The sequence below is a fragment of the Catellatospora sp. TT07R-123 genome (assembly GCF_018327705.1).
GTDB lineage: Bacteria > Actinomycetota > Actinomycetes > Mycobacteriales > Micromonosporaceae > Catellatospora.
Genome location: NZ_BNEM01000001.1, coordinates 249,426 through 268,661, shown reverse-complemented (window position 1 = coordinate 268,661; position 19,236 = coordinate 249,426). Strand labels below are relative to the sequence as shown.

Genomic DNA, 19,236 nt, shown 5'->3' with positions numbered 1-19,236 from the left:
ACGGCGGCCAGGGCTGTCTTGCGCGTACGGACCACGGGGAACTGCTCATGTTCGTTTTGCCACCGAGGGCGCCCTCGCCCGCCGAGCCGCCGGCCGACGCGGAACGCAGGCGGCGGCACCGGCGCTGGTTGGCGTGGTCTGCGGCCGCCTCGGCGCTGCTGGTGCTGCTGTCCAACGTCGCCGCCTATGCGGCCGACCGGTTCGGGCAGGTCGCCAGGGTCGACACCCTTCACCGCGCCTGCCAGGCGGCCTACACGGCCGAGGCGGCCAGGACGCTGCACGTGGAGCAGCTGCCGACCACCCTCGGTGCGCCGTTCATCGACGTGAGCGGCGGCGGCGACGCGCGGTTCCGGGTCTACTCCGCCCCGCCCGGCCCGCTGCGGTCGATGACCTTCGACTGCTCGCGTACGGCCGGGGGCGTGGTCACCGGTCGCCTTGCGTACGGAATGACCAGTAGGTCCGAGGTCCCGCAGCCTGTCGCAGCATACCGGGACTGGCTGCCGGACGGGACCGTCGTGGTCGTGGCGCGGCTGCGCGACCCGCATGTCGAGGTGCAGATGACCGTAACCGGCGGGGCCCTGAAGTACTCGCGGCACGACGACCTGGTCGTGCTGTGGGGCGAGCGGTCCGCCCTGACCACCGCGAAGCTGACCGCCGACGGTGCCACCCTGGACCTGGCCCGCGACGACCTGACGGTCACCGCGACCTATCAGGAGGAGGAGTTCGCGGCCTACTGCCAGCGGCATCTCGACAGGCAACCGGCGCTGTCCGGCGCGACGCTGCGGACGACCGCGTCCTACGGGAACAGCGAGGTGGTGCGCGTCTACCGGTCCGCGCACGGCTTCGCGCTCTGCTCCTGGGCGGCGCGGTCGGGCGATCCGGCCAAGGGGATCTCCTACCGCAGCCCGGTGCTCGACCTGTCGTCCGCCGACGGCACCGGGGTCGGCATGACCCTGTCGAGCAGCTGGCCCGGCGGCGGATCCTGGATCGTCGGCCCCGTCCCGGCGCACACCGAGCGCGTGGCGGTCGTCGGCAGCGACGGCACCGTCGTGCAGGCGCAGCTCGGCGACGGGGTCTACGTGGCACAAGGGGTCGACTTCGACAAAGCAACGAAGATCGTCATCACCACCGCGACGACGGTCTACACCCTGGCGGACGCCGAGTTCACCCAGCGGCCCCGCTGAGCCCCGCCCGGCCCCGCGGGGTCAGGGCTGGTCCGGCGGCGTGAGACCGGTGCGCTGCCCGAGCTCTTCCAGCCAGCGTACGAGCTGCCCGTGCACCGCGTCCGCGCCGACCAGCGGCCCCGGCGCCGACCAGCCCGCCGGATGGATCAGCACGGGCCGGGTCTGCCAGCCGCCCAGGCCGCCGTGGCAGCCGACCAGCTCCTCGAACGCCGCCACCTCCCCGGTCGAGGCGTCCAGCAGGCTGTTGAGCACGATGTCGCCGACGTGCGGCAGCGTGTCATGGCGCCGCAGGTCGGCGGCCGCGTGCGGCCCGAACCCCGCGAGCGGGTCCGTGCCGTCGATCCGCCCGTCGGCCAGGTGGTGCACGCCGTCGCGGCCCAGCACGACCGGACCGCCCGCCCGCGAGCGCACCAGCGCGAATCCGACGCCCGGGTGGGTGACCAGGCCGGTCAGCAGGCGCGGGTGCCGGGACTCGATCTCCTCCAGCGTCAGCCGGCGGCGCTCGCCCGGCAGGTAGACCATGCCCAGGTTCCCGGACGCGACGACGACCAGGTCGTCGCTTTGGGGCGGCCGGGTCGCGTCCGGTCTGTCGCGGGCGTCCAGCACGGCGCCGGTCAGCCTGCCGACGGCCTGCTGCTCACCGCTCACCTCGGCGAGCAGGGTGCGGACGCGGCCCCACTGCTCGCCGTCGTGTTCGGTGACGACATCGCCGCCATCGGCCGACATGAGGCGGCGGACCAGGGCCTCCAGGGTCGTCCCGTACCGCTGCCGGAAGGTCGCGCCCTGGCTCTGCCCGTGGTCGGACAGGACCACGAAGTGGTACGGGCGGGCCGCGCCCGCCGCGAGCTGCTCCAGGGTGCCCAGCACCCAGTCGATGCCGTCCAGCGACGCCAGCGATTCGGCTCGGGTGGGTCCGGCGTGGTGGGCGATCTCGTCGTAGTCGACGAAGTCGCAGTAGACGGCGGGTGCGCCGCGCATCATGTGCTCGGCGACCAGGTTGAGGTTGAGGTCGCGCAGCAGCACGTTGGTGACCCCGCGCAGCGCGACGTACGACGCGGGCCGGTGCACCCGGGGTTCGATGCCGCGGACCCGCTGCCGCCGTGCCTGGAACACCTCCTTGACCATCTCCCCGACCGTCAGCACCAGGGACCGGGTGAGGCCGAACGGGTCGACGAGATACGTGCTGACCTGCCGGGACGGGCCGCGCCGGGTGCCCTTGCGGTCGGCGGTGCTCATGGTCAGCAGGCTGATCGGCGCGTCGCCGGAGAAGACGTTGCTCAGGCTGACCCCGCCGTCGGCGAGCAGGCCCCGGCCGTCGCTGAACCCGCGCTCGACGTACTCGGCGTCGCGGGGGTGGTTGGTGACGACGAGGCGGCCGGTCTCCTTCTCCAGCCAGCGGAACGCGGGCACGTGCCCGCTGGCGCCGTGCAGCAGCCCGGCCTGGCTGGCCGGGGTGGTCGCGGGCAGGCAGGCGTGCCACTCGCGCAGGGTGTGGCTGCCCGAGCGGATCCAGCGGGTCAGCGTCGGCAGGTTCCCGGCCTGGATCGCCCATCGCGCCAGCGGTGCCGACAACCCGTCGATCTGGATCATCACGACGCCGGGGGCGGTGGTGGCGGCCGCCTGGCGGCGGCTGTGCCGGGTGGTCCGCAGTAGATGCGCCAGCACCGCGCTGTCGTCGCCCGCGGTGACGACCCACATACCGGCGCTGACCAGGATCGAGTAGAGCCACGAGGCCCAGAACGCGGGCCAGAAGCCGCTGACGTGGATGTGCGGGGTGACCGACAGGGCCAGGTAGACCAGCGTCGCCTGGGTCAGCAGCCAGCCCGCCACGACACCGGCCCAGCCGAGCCGGGCGGCGAATGCCGCCAGCAGCGGGCGCAGCAGCGCGGCGGCGACCGCGAGCAGGACGGCGGCGAGCAGCACGTCCCAGCCGGTGGCGGCGGACAGGCCCGGCGTGAGCGCGATGGCGATGCTCAGCGCCGCCCAGCCCACCAGCAGGACGGGCAGCGCCAGGCGCAGCCGGGCGCCGCGGTCGCTCATGGCTGCCACGCCATGCCCCGGCCGGGTGCCAGCACGGTCACCCGGGTGGGCAGCGCCCTGGCCGCGACGGCGTCGGCGAACGCACGGGCCGGTGTCCGCAGCCGGTGCCGGTAGAGGCCGCTCAGCCCGTACGGGAACAGGGTGCCCCAGTGGATCGGCACGGCGAGGCGGGGCCGCAGCAGGGCGACGGCCTCGGCGGCGCGGCCGGGGTCGAGGTGTCCGGGGCCGAGGTTCGGCCCCCAGCCCCATACCGGGACCAGAGCCAGGTCCAGGTCCGGGCCCAGATCGGCCATCCCGGGGAACAGGTCGGTGTCCCCGGCGAAGTAGACCGCCGTGCGCGGGGACGCGATGCGGTAGCCCACGGCCGCGGCCCGGGGGCCGAACGGCTCGCGGCGGCCGTCGTGGACGGCGGGGGTCGCGGTGACGGTGACCGCGCCGACCCGGTGGGACTGCCCGGCCGCCAGCGTGACCACCTGGCGGAAGCCGCGCCGCCGCAGGAAGTCGCCGGAGCCGTCGGGCGCGATGAGCGGGATGTCGCGGCCGAGCAGGGCCAGCGACGGCAGGTCGCAGTGGTCGTGGTGCAGGTGCGACAGCACGACGGCGTCGACGCCGCCGTAGTTGCCCGGGGCCGGTGGCGCGACCACCCGGCGCAGGAACAGCAGCCGTCCGCGCAGGACCGGGTCGGTGAGCACCCGTACCCCGCCGAGGTCGAGCAGGACCGTCGAATGTCCCAGGAACACCAGCGACGCTGTCACATTCGGGGCCTTCCGGCGGGCGAGCATTCACGTCGAATGTCGCATCGTCGGCGGCATACTGGGCGGAAAGCGCAGAATTCGGTCGGTGGCCGGGCCCCCGCCCGAGGCCGGCCGCGTCCGGCCTCGGGCGGGTCAGGACGTGGCGGCGCGAAACCGCCCGTACCCGCGCGCTCAGCAGTTGCCGAGCTGGTCGCTGCGGGTGACGACGAGCGTGGCCAGGGGTTGCACGGGAGGAGCCGTGACGAAGTAGGCCGTTCCGTCGTGCTTCTGGAACTCGGCCACCGCCTGCGCGGACAGCGGCACCAGCACCAGGTGGAAGGTCCTGCCCACGTCTGCCGGTTCGCCGATCACGACCCGCTGCACCCGCCAGCCGGAACCCTCGAAGCTGAGCGTCCGCTCCCAGAAGTACTTCGGATCGCCCGGGACCTGCACGAACATGCCGACCTCGCGCCCGGTGATGTCGGAGCACTGCGCCACCGTGGCGGGAGGAAGCCCCACTGGGCGGGGGTGAAACGGGGGCCGAGCGACCGGGTGTTCTCAGGCATCCTTTGTAGATAGCGCACCCGGGCAACACCGTCACCGGCCTGCGACCCGATCAGGTGACGGCCGCCAGCGGCAGGACAGGAGCACACGTTGAGCGACACCCCGCAGCTGGGCCCCCCGCCCGAGCGCGTCACCGTGCCGGTCGAGGTGGTGCACCAGCTCGTGGCGGAGCAGTTTCCCCGGTGGGCCGGCCTGCCGATCCGGCCGGTGGCCGGTGGCGGCTGGGACAACCAGACCTTCCACCTCGGTCCGGAGATGTCGGTACGGCTGCCCAGCGCCGCCGAGTACGCCCTGGCGGTCGACAAGGAGCAACGGTGGCTGCCGGAACTGGCCCGGCGGCTCCCGCTGCCCGTGCCCGTCCCCCTGGCCACCGGGGAACCCGGCGCGGGCTACCCGTTCCGCTGGTCGGTCTACGCGTGGCTCGACGGCGATCCGGCCACCGCCGATCGGATCGGCGACCCGGTCGGGTTCGCCCTCGACCTGGCCGGTTTCCTGGCCGCGCTATGGAGCGTCGACCCCGCCGACGGCCCCGGCCCCGGCCTGCACAACTGGTTCCGGGGCGGCACGCTGCGCACCTACGACGGGCTGGCCCAGGCGGCACTGGCGAAGCTGGACGGGCACGTCGACGTCGCCCTGGCCCGACAGATCTGGCAGGACGCCCTGGACGCGCCCTGGAACGGCACGCCCACCTGGTTCCACGGCGACGTCGCCCCGGGCAACCTGCTGCTCGACGACGGGGGCAGGCTGGCCGCCGTCATCGACTTCGGGACCTGCGGCGTCGGCGACCCGGCCTGCGACCTGGCGATCGCGTGGACCCTGCTGGACGCGCCGGGCCGCCGGGCGTTGCGTTCCCGGCTGCCGACCGACGCGGCGACCTGGCGGCGCGGGCGCGGCTGGGCCCTGTGGAAGACCCTGACCACCTGCGCGCACACGCTCGGCGAAGCCGATGAGCACGCAGTCGCCAGGCACGTCCTCGACGAGATCTTCACCGAGTACGCGGTGGCCACCGCAGCCAGGTCATGACCCGAACCTGGTCGGCGAGGTGTTCCCGGCCGCGATCCGCTTGCCCCGGTGCTACGACCGGTACAGCTCGAACGCCGTGGCGCGGCGGCCGCCGAACCGGGGCGCGACCGTGTCGGCCATCCACTCCAGGAACTCGCGTGCCGACGCCATCGGCTGCGTGCCCAGCGCCTCCAGGTAGGCGCGGTGCGCGCTGAGCGAGGCGACGGCGCGGTCGAGGCTGCCGGTCACGTCGACGGCATGGGTGGGCTGCGGCGACCCACCGATCGCCACGTACCGCACCCCGTTCCACGGGGCCAGGCCCTGCTCCGCCAGCTCGGGGAAGATCCACCGGTTGCCCGCGTCGCCGACCGCGTCCAGCACGGCCCGGCCGACATGGCGGTGGTCGGGGGAGTTCCAGCCGCCACCGGGCCAGCTGTCGTGGAGATTGGTGGTGACGACCAGCTGCGGCGTATGGCGGCGGATCGCGGCGGCCAGATCCCGGCGCAGGTCCAGCCCGTACTCGAGGACACCGTCGCGGTGGTCGAGGAACTCCACCTGCGACACTCCGACCTCGGCGGCCGCGGCGCGCTGCTCGGCCTCGCGCAGCGGCCCGCACTCCTGCGGCGGCACCGTGTCGATCCCGGCCTCACCGCGCGTCACCAGCAGGTACGACACCTGCTTGCCCGCCTCGGTCCAGGCCGCGACCGCACCGGCCACGCCGTACTCCAGGTCGTCGGGGTGCGCGGCGATCGCCAGCGCCCGGGTCCAGTCCTGCGGCATCGGCTCCAGCTGCTCCACCAGCCGACCATAGTCCGGCCCCGCCGCGCCGCACCGTCGGCGAGCCGAATCCGGTTGCCAGACACCGCGCGGTCGGTAAGGCTGTCGGCCATGACCGGTCAGCAGCCCGTCGGCTTCGACGGCATGTGGGCGAAGCCCGAAGACGACCCGCGTACGGTGGGCAGCCCCGTCGGCGAGCTCGCGACCATCCGCGAGTACCTCAGCAACTACCGGCTCACCCTCGGGATGAAGTGCGACGGCCTCACGCCGGAGCAGCTGGCCACGCGCTCGGTGCCGCCGTCGACGATGAGCCTGCTCGGGCTGGTGCGCCACATGGCGCGGGTGGAGCACAACTGGTTCCACCGCACGTTGCAGGGCAACCGGGAGGTCCCGCGCCTGTACTGGTCGGTCGACGACCACGATCTCGACTTCACCGAGGCGGTCGCGGACCCGGCCGTGGTCGCCGACGCCTTCACCGCCTGGAAGGCGCAGATCGCCGCCGCCGACGCGTGGCTGGACGAGCTCACCGACCTCGGTGCCGTGATCGTGACGCCCTGGGGCGACGAGGCCGGCGTCCGCGACATCCTCATCCACATGGTCGAGGAGTACGCCCGCCACTGCGGCCACGCAGACCTGCTGCGCGAATGCATCGACGGCCGCACCGGCCAGTAGCCCGCAGGTCCCCGGCCGGGCCGTGACCGCCGCGCTGACGCTCGCCGACGTCCCGTACTGGCTGGACCGCCTGTCCGGCCGCGTCGCCGCCAGCGACCTGCCCGGCGCCATCGACTGCGCGGCGACGATGGCGCTGGTGAACAATGGTGCCTGGGGATTCGCCGGATCCGTGCCCGACATCATCGCCAGGTTCACGGCAGCCGACCGGGAGCGGTTCGCCTTCGGACTGGCCGAACTCGCCGCCGCGACCCCGGCCGAGCGGACCGCGGCCAGCCTCGGCCGGCTGGCACACCGGCTCGTGGAAGACCTGGACTCGGCCAGCGAAGCCGAGGCGGTGCTGCGGCAGCTGCGGTTGCAGGCCTACGGCTGGACCTGGCAGGGCTGGCGGCCGACGCTGCCCGAACAGGTCGCCACGGTGACCGGCGCCGGGCTCACCCTGCCGCCCGAGGTGGTCGCCCTGATCCGCCGCACTGCCACCACGCCCCGGTCCGGCGAGGGCGGCCTGATCCAGCTCGTTGCGGAACTCGGCGGGCCCGCACTCAACGTCGGCGAGTCCTGGAGCGAGCACGCCCTGGCCGACCTGCCCCGGTTGGGCAGGCCGTGGCCTGAGGTCGTCATCCACGTGCTCGGCTCCAGCGCGAGCGGCTCGGCCGAGGAGTGGGAGGCCCGTGGCCGGCATCTGCTGTCCGAAGCGGGCGAGGGTCCGGCCCGTGCTGTGCTGACCGACTGGCTCGCCAAGGTCGGCGAGCCGCGCACCCAGCGGTTGCTGCCGCCGAGGATCCGCCTGGACGTCAACGCGGCGTTCGACCCGTACAACGCGATCGCCGTCCGGGGGCTGATCCGGTTGCTCGCACTGCTGCCGCAGCACCCGGACACCGACCGGCTGCTCGGCGCCGTGGCCGACCGGTCTCTGCACTGGATCGCGGGGGCGGGGCCGCGCAGCCCGAAGACGGCGGTGGCGGCGGCCAGGGCGCTGGCCCGGATCGGCTCCGACACCGCGTTGGCGGAGTTGTCCCGGTTGTCGAAGCAGGTCACTCACGCGGGCACCAGGAAGAGGGTTCGGCTGGCGCTGGCGGGTGTCCGGCGCTCATGACCGCCGCGTCAGCGCTGCGGTCGGACGAGCTTGACCAGCAGCTCCGTGTCGTTGTGGTGGCCCTCGTACTCCGAGAACCCGCCTGCGGCGAAGGTCCAGCCGCCGTCGGCGATGACCGCGCGCAGTTTGTCGATGGGCAGCCGGGCGGCGGCCGCAGGCATCTCCCATTCGCCGACCAGGACGTCTTCGACCTGCTGGGCCAGGGCTTCGACCGTGTCGAACTCGTCGGGTTCGGCGGCGTCCGGGGCCTCCTCCCACTGGCCGTAGGTGGCCCGGCGCAGCAGTTCCGCCTCCGCCTCCACCGCCCAGTCGAGCTCGTCGTCCCAGTCGTGCTCGTGGTAGGAGAAGCAGAGGAGGAGGCGCTGCTCGGTCATCGGTGGATCGTACCGGTGGGCGGCGCGGCCAGGTTCAGATCGGGAAGCTGCCGCGGCACCAGCGCCAGTGGCGCCCGGCCCTCAGGTGGTCGGCGATCGCGCGTTCGAGCACGGTGCGGCGCGGCAGCTGGTCCAGCGGCGTGGTCAGGCTGCGGAACACGAACCGCAGCGCCTCGACGTCGGGGTCCAGCCCTTCCGGCTCCTCGTACGGCTCCAGCTCGAACCGCCGCTGGAAGCGGGCGATGTTGGAGTCCTCGGGCAGGTATTCCAGCAGCTGCGGGTCGAGCAGCCACGAGCCGCAGGAGAACGCCGTGTACCGCTCGTCGGGGAAGTGGCGGGGGAAGAACGCGCGGGCCTGGTCGAGCGAGGCGTCGATCGCCTGCGGGGTCAGCGGCCCGGATTCGGGGATGTGCAGGTTGATGGCGGTGTCGCCGCGGTGGTGCTGCAACCGGCCCAGCTCGTACAGGCCGCCGCGCGCGTGCAGGGTCAGCCAGCTCTGCATGACCGGCCAGCCCTCGCGGTTCATCCGCCGGTCCACCGCCAGATTGCGGCCCAGGTCCGCGAGGGTCACCCAGGTCACGTCAGCGGCGATGCCGTGGTCGCGGTGGTATCCCGTGGCGACGTCGACCAGCGCCAGGTACGCGTACACGTAGAGGTGCCGCCAGGCGGGGCCGCGTTCGCGCGGCAGCTCCGGACCGGGGGACAGCCAGCCGTACCCGCCGAGATCGGCGCGGACCAGGGCGATCGAGCGGTCGAGCAGCCAGCGCAGCTCCGGCGTCCACAGCGGAGAGCCGGGATCGGGCCAGCCCGCCATGATCTCGGCGGCGTCGTCGGGCCGCACCGCGAGCCGCTGGAGGATCGCGGGCGCGTCGGCTTTGGCGGGCAGCGGCGCCGACGGCCGGTCGCCGGCGAGCCGGTGCACGCGCTCGACGTCCTCGACGGATACCCCGAGCCTGGCGGCGGTGTCGTCCAGATCCACGCAGGCGATCCTACTGGCCGGCCAGCAGCTTCGCGGGGTCCGGTGCGTACACCGTCATCCAGTGTGGACGCAGCCGGTAGTAGACCACGTCGCGGTCCCAGTCGAACGCGTCGGCGCCGTAGCAGTCCTTGAAGTAGGCGAGCAGGTCCGGCCAGTCCGCGGCGGCCGGGCCGTCGGCCGGGTTGAGGATCTCCACGGTGCCGTGGGTGAAGACGCCCAGGTCCTCGCCGCGCAGGTGCGAGACGCTGGCAGCGGGCCGGGCGGCCAGGTGGCGGGCCTTGGCGGCGGTGCGCGCGGTGCCGAAGTGCCAGCTGCCGTGCAGGAAGTGGCCGTCGGCGCCGCTGATGCGCGGCTCGCCCTTGGCCGTGACCGTGGCCAGCGAGAGGACGCACATGCCGGTGAGGATCTGCGTGAGCTCGGGCGCCGTGACGGTGCGGCCGGTGACTATCGATCGCAGGTGGGCGGTCGAGCCGGACAGCGAGGCGTCCAGCAGGGCCTGGAGTTCGTCGAGCTCGTGGCGCGTCTCCCGCATCGGGTCAATATATCCGGCGGTCGAGGTCCGTCGGTCCATGTGGCGCCGTTGCGAAGCGCGATCACGTTCGTACAAAATCGTACTTGTATGTCCGAATTTTGACACGATGAGGCCGTCCCGACCCAGGAGGCTTCCCATGACACCCACCGCGACGACGTGGTCGCCGGTACGCAAGACCCTCGCGGCAGCGGGCCTGTCCGCGCTCGCCCTGTTCACCGCCGCGATGGACACCCCGGCCGGCGCGGCACCACCGCCACGGCCCCAGGTCGGCGCGGGCACCCTGGACCCGGCCTTCGGCACCGGCGGCACCGTGGTGACCCTGTTCCCGGACGTCGCCTCCGGTGCCAGCGGTGCCGCGCGGCAGGGTGACGCGATCATCGCCGCGGGCGGCGCGCTGTCCGGCGCCAACGCCGACTTCCTGCTCGCCCGCTACCGCGCCGACGGCCGGCTCGACCGCACCTTCGGCACCGGGGGACAGGTCGTGACCCCGTTCAACGACGTCCAGGGGGCAGACGGTGCCGAAGCCGTGGCGGTCCAGCCCGACCGGCGCATCGTCGCGGTCGGCACCGCCGGTCTCGGCACCGACAGCGACATCGGGTTCGCGGTGGTGCGGTACCGGGCCGACGGCCGGCTCGACCAGACGTTCGGTGGCGACGGCGTCGTGGTCACCCCCGTCGGGGTGGACGGCGACGCCGGGGCCGACGACGTGGTGATCCAGCGCGACGGCAGGATCGTCGTGGTGGGCGGGGCCAAGGACGGCTCGGGCGACGCGGTCTTCGCCGCCGCGCGGTACCTGCCCGGCGGTGCCCTCGACCCGGCGTTCGGCACCGGCGGCACCGTCCTGATCAACATCTCCGGCGGCGACGCCATGGCCACCGCCGTCGCCCTCCAGGCCGACGGGAAGATCGTCCTGGCGGGCACCGCGATCGGGCCTGGCGACACCGGTCAGCAGTTCGCGGTCGTACGGCTCACCGACACCGGCCGACCCGACCCGGACTTCGGCGGCGGCACCGGGATCGTCGTCGCCCAGAACGTGCCCGAGCAGGGCAAGGGCGGCGCCCAGGACGTCGTGATCGACGCGCTGGGCCGGATCGTGGTCGCCGGGCTCGGCCAGACCGCCGCCGGCAAGGGCGCGTTCGGGCTCATGCGGTTCCTGCCCGCCGGCACGCTCGACCCGTCGTTCGGCGGCGGCACCGGCAAGGTGCTCACCGAGTTCGCCGAGGGCGATTCCGGCGCCGCCAGCCTGGTGCTGCGGCGCGACGGGCGCATCGTCGCCGCCGGCAGCGCGGGCTTCCCGTCCCGGTTCGCCCTCGCCGGCTACCTGGCCGACGGCAGCCTCGACCCGGCGTTCGGCACCTGCGGGCGCACCACCACGCCGATCGGCGAGAACTCAGGCGCGGCCAAGGCCCTGCTGCAGGGCAAGGGAGGGCTGGTGCTCGTGGGGTCGACGTACAACTCCACGCTGACCAGCGGCGGCTTCGCGCTGGCCCGGTACTTCGCCGGACCCGGCGTGGCGCCCGGCACCGCCGCGGCGTCGTCGGCGGCGCTGTGCCCGGCCGCGGCCCCGTCGACGGTGTCCCGGTAGGCACTCCGGAGGCCGCCCGGTGCCGACCGGGCGGCCTTCACTCTGCTCAAGCGCGCGGGGGTACGCCCCACGTGCCGGCTTGACCCCGCCCGACCGGAGCCATGCCCCTGCGACGGCACAGGCAGGGCTGCGGTCCGGTCCCGGCGAGCCGGACGAAACCCGGTGGCGCCGACCCGTCCGGCAGGGCAGCCTCACTCCATGCAGCAGCCGCACGACTGGTGGAACGCCGCAGCCCCGGCGCAGGCGAACCGCATCGCCGAGCTGTGCCGGGGACTGGCAGCCAACCCCGCGCTGCCACCGGCCGTCGTCGATCAGCTCATCGCCCTCGACGACCACGACATACGGTGGCAGCTGGCCTCCCGCGACGACCTCGGCGACGGCCAGATCCACCGTCTCGCCGCCACCGGCGACACCCTGGCAGTCGGCCGGCTGCTCCGGGACGGGCGGCTGCCACCCGGCACCGTCACCGACTTCGACCCGGCGGTCGCCCTCGTCCTCGCCGACCTCGGCCCCATCCACCCCGACTGGGCCCGCCGTCTGGCCACCGACCCCGACCCGGCCACCCGGGCGGCGTTCGCCACCGCCGACCACGTGCCCGCCGACGCGCTGGACACCCTGGCCGACGACCCCGACCTCGACGTCGTCACCGAGACCGCCCGGTGGGCACGGCTCACCGCCGCGCAGGCCGAGCGTCTGGCCGCACACCCGCACCTGACCGTGCGCAGCTGCGTAGCGGTCAACGAGTACACGCCCCCACACGTCCTCGTCGCCCTGGCCGGGCGCCGCCAGCCCGCCGCCCGCCACTGCGCGGCCTGCGCCGGCACCCCCGCCTGGCAGTTCCACGACTGGAGCTGCGACGGCACCCATGCCGACGCGCTGCTCGCCCTCGACGGCTCGCTGGCAGGCAACCCGAGCACCCCGCCCTACCTGCTCCGCGAGCATGCCGCCCACCCCTTGCTCCAGGTGCGGTGGGCGCTCGCCGGTCGCCAGGACCTGCCCCGGGCGACCTACCTGGCTCTGGCCCAGGACCCCGTCGCCGGCGTGCGCGGCGACCTCGCCGAGAACCCCGCGATCGGTGAAGACCTCATGCGGGCGATGGCCGAGGACGACACCCACGACGTACGCCGCCGGCTCGCCCACAACCCCGCCGTCCCCCTCGACGTCCTCATCCGGCTCGCCGAAGTCGTGAAGGTCGGGGCTGCCATGCTGCCGCGTATCGCCGCCGCGACCCCGGCAGAGCTGCGCGAACTCGCCGCCTCGGCAGCCGGCGGGGCCCGGATGCTGGCCGCTGCCCACCCCGGCCTGCCCCACGACCTCGTCGACCGGTTCGCCACGGATCGCGACGCCAGGGTCGTCAAGGCGGTCGCGCCCAACCCGGCGCTCACCGAACTCCAGTTACGCGCCATGCTCACCGAGCACGGGCCGCGGGTCGCGGCGGCGGTCGCCCGCAACCCGGCCTGCCCGCCGTCGGTGCTGACCGACATCGCCCGGCGCACACCAGCCGTGTCCAAGGCCCTGCGCAACATCGCGGTACACGACGGCGCCCCGGCCGACGCGCTGCTCGCCTGCCTCACCGACGAGCGGGCCCGATGGCTGGCCGCCGGTCATCCTGCCCTTCGCGCCGAGACCGTCATCGCGCTGCTCGCCGACGACGACCTCGGGGTGGCAGCCCGAGCCGCCGCGAACCCGGCACTTCCAGGGCGCGTCATGAGCGAGCTCGCGGCCGCGGCCGCGAGGATCCGGCGCGGGTGATCGCGCCGGACGGGTGCGCTAACGCCGGGGGAGATACGCGATCGCCTCGACCTCGACCCGCAGGTCGGGGTTGGCCAGCGACGCCAGGACCGTGGACCGGGCCGGGAACGGGTCGGTGAAGTATTCGCGGTAGACCGCGTTGAACCGGTCGAACAGCGCGGCGTTGACCAGGAACGCGTTCACCTTGCACACGTCGCTGAGGTCGCCGCCCGCGGCGCGGCACACCGCGCGCACGTTGTCCAGGACGGTGCGCACCTCTTCCTCGAAGTCGCCGAGGACGATGACACCGTCGGGGCGTATCGGGATCTGGCCCGAGATGAACACGTAGTCGCCGGCGCGGATCCCGTGCGACAGCGGGGCCGCGGAGGACGCGATCTGTTCACTGTGGATCTTCTCGATCACGGCGGTCAATGTAGCACGGCGGCGGTCGGCGACCGGGGAATGAAGCCACCATCCGGCGTCGTCGGGGCGGATTCCGCGCGGGTCACGCTGGAGTGTGGCCGTCATCGATCGTGTGACCGGCGACAACCCACCCCGATTTGTGTCCGGCGGGTGGGGCCGCGTAATGTTCTCTCTGCCAGCGAGGAACGGACAGAAACGCCGGAGCGGATAGCTCGGGCGGAGGCCGGATCGCTGAGCCGCCCCGAGTGGTGCGGACCCCGGTTAGGGGGACGCGAAACCGGTCGGGTAAGCTTTGACGAGTTGCCCCGCGAACTTCCCGCAGAGATGTGGTGGGTTTCGGTGTGTGCTTGTTCTTTGAGAACTCAACAGGGTGCTAGATATGCCAGTGCCAATTTATTGATCACCTCGTCGTGGTCATTCCTTTGGTATTAAGCAAACATTCGGACATTTTTTATGTCGGTGGTTGTTTTTTGCCGGGTTTTTGAATTCTTTTTGGAGAGTTTGATCCTGGCTCAGGACGAACGCTGGCGGCGTGCTTAACACATGCAAGTCGAGCGGAAAGGCCCTTCGGGGTACTCGAGCGGCGAACGGGTGAGTAACACGTGAGTAACCTGCCCCTGGCTTTGGGATAACCATCGGAAACGGTGGCTAATACCGAATATTCACTTCTGGTCGCATGGCTGGTGGTGGAAAGTTTTTCGGCTGGGGATGGGCTCGCGGCCTATCAGCTTGTTGGTGGGGTGATGGCCTACCAAGGCTTTGACGGGTAGCCGGCCTGAGAGGGCGACCGGCCACACTGGGACTGAGACACGGCCCAGACTCCTACGGGAGGCAGCAGTGGGGAATATTGCACAATGGGCGGAAGCCTGATGCAGCGACGCCGCGTGAGGGATGACGGCCTTCGGGTTGTAAACCTCTTTCAGCAGGGACGAAGCGAAAGTGACGGTACCTGCAGAAGAAGCGCCGGCCAACTACGTGCCAGCAGCCGCGGTAAGACGTAGGGCGCGAGCGTTGTCCGGATTTATTGGGCGTAAAGAGCTCGTAGGCGGCTTGTTGCGTCGTCCGTGAAAACCTGGGGCTCAACTCCAGGCTTGCGGTCGATACGGGCAGGCTAGAGTTCGGTAGGGGAGACTGGAATTCCTGGTGTAGCGGTGAAATGCGCAGATATCAGGAGGAACACCGGTGGCGAAGGCGGGTCTCTGGGCCGATACTGACGCTGAGGAGCGAAAGCGTGGGGAGCGAACAGGATTAGATACCCTGGTAGTCCACGCTGTAAACGTTGGGCGCTAGGTGTGGGGGGCCTCTCCGGTTTCCTGCGCCGTAGCTAACGCATTAAGCGCCCCGCCTGGGGAGTACGGCCGCAAGGCTAAAACTCAAAGGAATTGACGGGGGCCCGCACAAGCGGCGGAGCATGCGGATTAATTCGATGCGACGCGAAGAACCTTACCTGGGTTTGACATGCACTCTAAAACTGGAGAGATTCAGTGTCCTTCGGGGGGGTGCACAGGTGGTGCATGGCTGTCGTCAGCTCGTGTCGTGAGATGTTGGGTTAAGTCCCGCAACGAGCGCAACCCTCGTTCCATGTTGCCAGCACGTTATGGTGGGGACTCATGGGAGACTGCCGGGGTCAACTCGGAGGAAGGTGGGGATGACGTCAAGTCATCATGCCCCTTATGTCCAGGGCTTCACGCATGCTACAATGGCCGGTACAATGGGCTGCGATACCGTGAGGTGGAGCGAATCCCAAAAAGCCGGTCTCAGTTCGGATCGGGGTCTGCAACTCGACCCCGTGAAGTCGGAGTCGCTAGTAATCGCAGATCAGCAACGCTGCGGTGAATACGTTCCCGGGCCTTGTACACACCGCCCGTCACGTCACGAAAGTCGGCAACACCCGAAGCCCATGGCCCAACCCGTAAGGGAGGGAGTGGTCGAAGGTGGGGCTGGTGATTGGGACGAAGTCGTAACAAGGTAGCCGTACCGGAAGGTGCGGCTGGATCACCTCCTTTCTAAGGAGCACCTACCTGCGAAAGCGGGTCAGGACCCAGCTGCTGCGAGTGTCAGCAGTGGGGCTCATATGGCGGAGACGCTGGCAGAGAAGTATCGGCAACGGCCGGATCCCTAGTACTGCATCTTCGTGTGCGTGGAACGGCCCGGTGCGGCTGATGGCTTCGTATAGCACCCTGTTGGGTCCTGAAAGAACAAGCTCCGAGTTCGGGGCGGGTTTTTTCTGGATCGCCGATCGCATCTTCTGATTCAAACTGCCGCGTGTGTGGTGTGTGTTTCGGGTGTGGGTGTGGGTTGGTTGTTTGTTGAGATGTGCATAGTGGACGCGAGCATCTTTGTTTTCTGCGTATTGTAGGTAAGTTTTTAAGGGCAGACGGTGGATGCCTTGGCACCAGGAGCCGATGAAGGACGTGGGAGGCCGCGATAGGCCTGGGGGAGCTGTCAACCAAGCTGTGATCCCAGGGTGTCCGAATGGGGGAACCCAGCCCGAGTCATGTCGGGTTACCCGCACCTGAATTCATAGGGTGTGTGGAGGGAACGCCGGGAAGTGAAACATCTCAGTACCGGTAGGAAGAGAAAACAACATGTGATTCCGTGAGTAGTGGCGAGCGAAAGCGGATGTAGCCTAAACCGTGTGCGTGTGATACCTGTCAGGGGTTGCGTACGCGGGGTTGTGGGACCCTGCAGATCCAGCTGACACTGGGTGACACAGTTATAAAGTCGTGGGCTAGGCGAATCCTCTGGAATGAGGGACCGTAGAGGGTGAGAGTCCTGTAGCTGAAAGTTTACGACCTGTGGTGGGTGTTCCCGAGTAGCGGCGGACTCCTGTAATCTGCCGTGAATCTGCCAGGACCACCTGGTAAGGCTGAATACTCCCTGGTGACCGATAGCGGACTAGTACCGTGAGGGAATGGTGAAAAGTACCCCGGGAGGGGAGTGAAATAGTACCTGAAACCGTCTGCCTACAATCCGTCGGAGCTGAGGACTTGTTCTGAGGTGACGGCGTGCCTTTTGAAGAATGAGCCTGCGAGTTAGTGGCATGTGGCGAGGTTAACCCGTGTGGGGAAGCCGTAGCGAAAGCGAGTCTGAATAGGGCGCTTTAGTCGCATGCTCTAGACCCGAAGCGGGGTGATCTAGCCATGGGCAGGTTGAAGCGACGGTAAGACGTCGTGGAGGACCGAACCCACCAATGTTGAAAAATTGGGGGATGACCTGTGGTTAGGGGTGAAAGGCCAATCAAACTCCGTGATAGCTGGTTCTCCCCGAAATGCATTTAGGTGCAGCGTCGCGTGTTTCTTGCCGGAGGTAGAGCTACTGGATGGCCTAGGGGGCCCACAAGCTTACCGAAGTCAGCTAAACTCCGAATGCCGGTAAGTGAGAGCGCGGCAGTGAGACTGCGGGGGATAAGCTTCGTAGTCGAGAGGGAAACAGCCCAGATCACCAGCTAAGGCCCCTAAGCGTGTGCTAAGTGGAAAAGGATGTGGGATCGCATAGACAACCAGGAGGTTGGCTTAGAAGCAGCCACCCTTGAAAGAGTGCGTAATAGCTCACTGGTCAAGTGGTTCCGCGCCGACAATGTAGCGGGGCTCAAGCACACCGCCGAAGCTGTGGCATTCACACAATGACTCGGCCAGCGTGAGCTGGTCCAGGTGTGTGGATGGGTAGGGGAGCGTCGTGTGGCGGGTGAAGCGGCAGAGTGATCTAGCCGTGGACGCCACGCGAGTGAGAATGCAGGCATGAGTAGCGAATGCAGGGTGAGAAACCCTGCCGCCGGATGACCAAGGGTTCCAGAGTCAAGCTAATCTGCTCTGGGTGAGTCGGGACCTAAGGCGAGGCCGAGAGGCGTAGTCGATGGACAACGGGTTGATATTCCCGTACCCGCAAAGCAGCGCCCGCGACGAACCTGGCTGTACTAACCTTCATGGACGTGGATCACCTTCGGGTGGGAAGCGCGAGTGCTGGGATCTTGGCTGGTAGTAGTTGAGCGATGGGGTGACGCAGGAAGGTAGTCGAGCCCAGGCGGTGGTTGTCCTGGGGTAAGCGTGTAGGCCGTGGTGTAGGCAAATCCGCACCACAACAGGCTGAGACGTGATGCCGAGCCGTATCAGGTGAAGTCGATGATCCTATGCTGCCGAGAAAAGCCTCTAGCGAGCTGTGCGCGGCCCGTACCCCAAACCGACACAGGTGGTCAGGTAGAGAATACCGAGGCGATCGGGCGAACTGTGGTTAAGGAACTCGGCAAATTGCCCCCGTAACTTAGGGAGAAGGGGGGCCTCGTCTGGTGAAGGCCTTCGCGGCTGGAGCTGGGTGGGGTCGCAGAGAGCAGGGGGAAGCGACTGTTTACTAAAAACACAGGTCCATGCGAAGTCGTAAGACGCTGTATATGGACTGACGCCTGCCCGGTGCTGGAACGTTAAGGGGACCTGTCAGCCTTTCGGGGTGAAGCGGAGAACTTAAGCGCCAGTAAACGGCGGTGGTAACTATAACCATCCTAAGGTAGCGAAATTCCTTGTCGGGTAAGTTCCGACCTGCACGAATGGCGTAACGACTTCCCCACTGTCTCAACCACAGGCCCGGCGAAATTGCAGTACGAGTAAAGATGCTCGTTACGCGCGGCAGGACGGAAAGACCCCGGGACCTTCACTATAGCTTGACATTGGTATTCGGTTCAGATTGTGTAGGATAGGTGGGAGGCTTTGAAGCTGTGACGCCAGTCATGGTGGAGCCATCGTTGAAATACCACTCTGTTTGATCTGGGTATCTAACCTCGGACCGTGATCCGGTTCAGGGACAGTGTCTGGTGGGTAGTTTAACTGGGGCGGTTGCCTCCTAAAGGGTAACGGAGGCGCCCAAAGGTTCCCTCAGCCTGGTTGGCAATCAGGTGTTGAGTGTAAGTGCACAAGGGAGCTTGACTGTGAGACTGACGGGTCGAGCAGGGACGAAAGTCGGGACTAGTGATCCGGCACTGGCATGTGGAAGCGGTGTCGCTCAACGGATAAAAGGTACCCCGGGGATAACAGGCTGATCTTCCCCAAGAGTCCATATCGACGGGATGGTTTGGCACCTCGATGTCGGCTCGTCGCATCCTGGGGCTGGAGTAGGTCCCAAGGGTTGGGCTGTTCGCCCATTAAAGCGGTACGCGAGCTGGGTTTAGAACGTCGTGAGACAGTTCGGTCCCTATCCGCCGTGCGCGCAGGAGACTTGAGAAGGGCTGTCCCTAGTACGAGAGGACCGGGACGGACGAACCTCTGGTGTGCCAGTTGTCCCGCCAGGGGCATGGCTGGTTGGCTACGTTCGGAAGGGATAACCGCTGAAAGCATCTAAGCGGGAAGCTCGCTTCAAGATGAGGTCTCCCACCCAGAGATGGGGTAAGGCCCCCGGCTAGACCACCGGGTTGATAGGCCAGAGATGTAAGCACAGCAATGTGTTCAGTCGACTGGTACTAATAGGCCGAGGACTTACCTAACTATCTTTACGTCAGAAGCTGCGCAAAGAAACGCTCGCGTCCACCATGCACATCACGGCATGCAACCGCCTCCACC

Annotated in this window: 14 protein-coding genes and 2 rRNA genes; 8 read left to right on the top strand and 8 right to left on the bottom strand. The window is 69.2% G+C overall.

Going from position 1 to position 19,236, the window contains the following annotated elements; genetic code table 11:
• Nucleotides 1-47 precede the first annotated feature (47 nt).
• The gene (locus Cs7R123_RS01085) at nt 48-1,184 is read left to right on the top strand and encodes a hypothetical protein (protein WP_212822722.1); all 1,137 of its coding nucleotides are present in this window, start codon (nt 48-50) and stop codon (nt 1,182-1,184) included.
• Between the two features lie 21 nt (nt 1,185-1,205).
• Here the strand turns inward: Cs7R123_RS01085 and Cs7R123_RS01080 are convergent, their stop codons facing one another.
• The 3 genes from Cs7R123_RS01080 to Cs7R123_RS01070 all read right to left on the bottom strand — a co-directional run bounded on the left by Cs7R123_RS01080 (nt 1,206) and on the right by Cs7R123_RS01070 (nt 4,477).
• A complete protein-coding gene (locus Cs7R123_RS01080; RefSeq protein ID WP_212822720.1) occupies nt 1,206-3,224 on the bottom strand; it encodes a phage holin family protein in 2,019 nt (672 codons plus the stop codon).
• The gene (locus Cs7R123_RS01075) at nt 3,221-3,979 is read right to left on the bottom strand and encodes an MBL fold metallo-hydrolase (RefSeq protein WP_244871536.1); all 759 of its coding nucleotides are present in this window, start codon (nt 3,977-3,979) and stop codon (nt 3,221-3,223) included. The genes Cs7R123_RS01080 and Cs7R123_RS01075 overlap by 4 nt, the downstream gene beginning before the upstream one ends.
• Nucleotides 3,980-4,150: 171 nt before the next feature.
• Nucleotides 4,151-4,477 (bottom strand): hypothetical protein, encoded by a 327-nt coding sequence (locus tag Cs7R123_RS01070; protein ID WP_212822714.1) that lies wholly within the window; start codon nt 4,475-4,477, stop codon nt 4,151-4,153.
• A gap of 135 nt (nt 4,478-4,612) precedes the next feature.
• Here Cs7R123_RS01070 and Cs7R123_RS01065 point away from each other — a divergent pair, with 135 nt between their 5' ends.
• The gene (locus Cs7R123_RS01065; RefSeq protein WP_212822712.1) at nt 4,613-5,545 is read left to right on the top strand and encodes an aminoglycoside phosphotransferase family protein; all 933 of its coding nucleotides are present in this window, start codon (nt 4,613-4,615) and stop codon (nt 5,543-5,545) included.
• 51 nt (nt 5,546-5,596) lie between these two features.
• Here the strand turns inward: Cs7R123_RS01065 and Cs7R123_RS01060 are convergent, their stop codons facing one another.
• Nucleotides 5,597-6,322, bottom strand: coding sequence for a PIG-L deacetylase family protein (locus Cs7R123_RS01060; protein ID WP_244871535.1), 726 nt, complete (start codon nt 6,320-6,322; stop codon nt 5,597-5,599).
• A 90-nt stretch (nt 6,323-6,412) separates the two neighbouring features.
• Between Cs7R123_RS01060 and Cs7R123_RS01055 the strand changes: the two genes are divergently transcribed.
• Both Cs7R123_RS01055 and Cs7R123_RS01050 read left to right on the top strand, forming a co-directional pair.
• Nucleotides 6,413-6,973 (top strand): DinB family protein, encoded by a 561-nt coding sequence (locus tag Cs7R123_RS01055; RefSeq protein WP_212822711.1) that lies wholly within the window; start codon nt 6,413-6,415, stop codon nt 6,971-6,973.
• 22 nt (nt 6,974-6,995) lie between these two features.
• Nucleotides 6,996-8,066, top strand: a complete 1,071-nt coding sequence (locus Cs7R123_RS01050) for a hypothetical protein (protein WP_212822709.1) — start codon at nt 6,996-6,998, stop codon at nt 8,064-8,066.
• 8 nt (nt 8,067-8,074) lie between these two features.
• On the opposite strand, the gene Cs7R123_RS01045 is transcribed toward Cs7R123_RS01050, so the two are convergent.
• The 3 genes from Cs7R123_RS01045 to Cs7R123_RS01035 are packed head-to-tail and all read right to left on the bottom strand — an operon-like array spanning nt 8,075 to nt 9,951.
• On the bottom strand, nt 8,075-8,440 hold the full coding sequence (locus Cs7R123_RS01045) for a hypothetical protein (RefSeq protein WP_212822707.1): 366 nt from the start codon (nt 8,438-8,440) through the stop codon (nt 8,075-8,077).
• Nucleotides 8,441-8,474: 34 nt separating this feature from the next.
• A complete protein-coding gene (locus Cs7R123_RS01040; protein WP_212822704.1) occupies nt 8,475-9,419 on the bottom strand; it encodes an acyltransferase domain-containing protein in 945 nt (314 codons plus the stop codon).
• Between the two features lie 10 nt (nt 9,420-9,429).
• Nucleotides 9,430-9,951, bottom strand: a complete 522-nt coding sequence (locus Cs7R123_RS01035; RefSeq protein ID WP_212822702.1) for a pyridoxamine 5'-phosphate oxidase family protein — start codon at nt 9,949-9,951, stop codon at nt 9,430-9,432.
• Nucleotides 9,952-10,087: 136 nt separating this feature from the next.
• Here Cs7R123_RS01035 and Cs7R123_RS01030 point away from each other — a divergent pair, with 136 nt between their 5' ends.
• Together Cs7R123_RS01030 and Cs7R123_RS01025 are read left to right on the top strand one after the other, a co-directional pair.
• Nucleotides 10,088-11,536, top strand: a complete 1,449-nt coding sequence (locus Cs7R123_RS01030; protein WP_212822700.1) for a hypothetical protein — start codon at nt 10,088-10,090, stop codon at nt 11,534-11,536.
• Between the two features lie 198 nt (nt 11,537-11,734).
• Entirely contained in the window at nt 11,735-13,288 is a 1,554-nt protein-coding gene (locus tag Cs7R123_RS01025; RefSeq protein ID WP_212822698.1) for a hypothetical protein, read from the top strand.
• An 18-nt stretch (nt 13,289-13,306) separates the two neighbouring features.
• Here Cs7R123_RS01025 and Cs7R123_RS01020 read toward each other — a convergent pair whose 3' ends face one another.
• Nucleotides 13,307-13,690, bottom strand: a complete 384-nt coding sequence (locus Cs7R123_RS01020; RefSeq protein WP_212822696.1) for a RidA family protein — start codon at nt 13,688-13,690, stop codon at nt 13,307-13,309.
• 489 nt (nt 13,691-14,179) lie between these two features.
• On the opposite strand from Cs7R123_RS01020, the gene Cs7R123_RS01015 reads away from it, so the two are divergent.
• Both Cs7R123_RS01015 and Cs7R123_RS01010 read left to right on the top strand, forming a co-directional pair.
• Nucleotides 14,180-15,696 (top strand): 16S ribosomal RNA (locus Cs7R123_RS01015).
• Between the two features lie 351 nt (nt 15,697-16,047).
• A 23S ribosomal RNA gene (locus Cs7R123_RS01010) occupies nt 16,048-19,160 on the top strand.
• The 16S and 23S rRNA genes sit together here, the layout of an rRNA operon.
• Nucleotides 19,161-19,236: the final 76 nt, after the last annotated feature.

Coding starts and splice junctions, on each gene's coding strand:
- Cs7R123_RS01085 (WP_212822722.1), top strand. CDS start 48: ATGTTCGTTTTGCCACCGAGGGCGCCCTCGCCCGCCGAGCCGCCGGCC.
- Cs7R123_RS01080 (WP_212822720.1), bottom strand. CDS start 3,224: ATGAGCGACCGCGGCGCCCGGCTGCGCCTGGCGCTGCCCGTCCTGCTG.
- Cs7R123_RS01055 (WP_212822711.1), top strand. CDS start 6,413: ATGACCGGTCAGCAGCCCGTCGGCTTCGACGGCATGTGGGCGAAGCCC.
- Cs7R123_RS01045 (WP_212822707.1), bottom strand. CDS start 8,440: ATGACCGAGCAGCGCCTCCTCCTCTGCTTCTCCTACCACGAGCACGAC.
- Cs7R123_RS01035 (WP_212822702.1), bottom strand. CDS start 9,951: ATGCGGGAGACGCGCCACGAGCTCGACGAACTCCAGGCCCTGCTGGAC.
- Cs7R123_RS01030 (WP_212822700.1), top strand. CDS start 10,088: ATGACACCCACCGCGACGACGTGGTCGCCGGTACGCAAGACCCTCGCG.
- Cs7R123_RS01025 (WP_212822698.1), top strand. CDS start 11,735: ATGCAGCAGCCGCACGACTGGTGGAACGCCGCAGCCCCGGCGCAGGCG.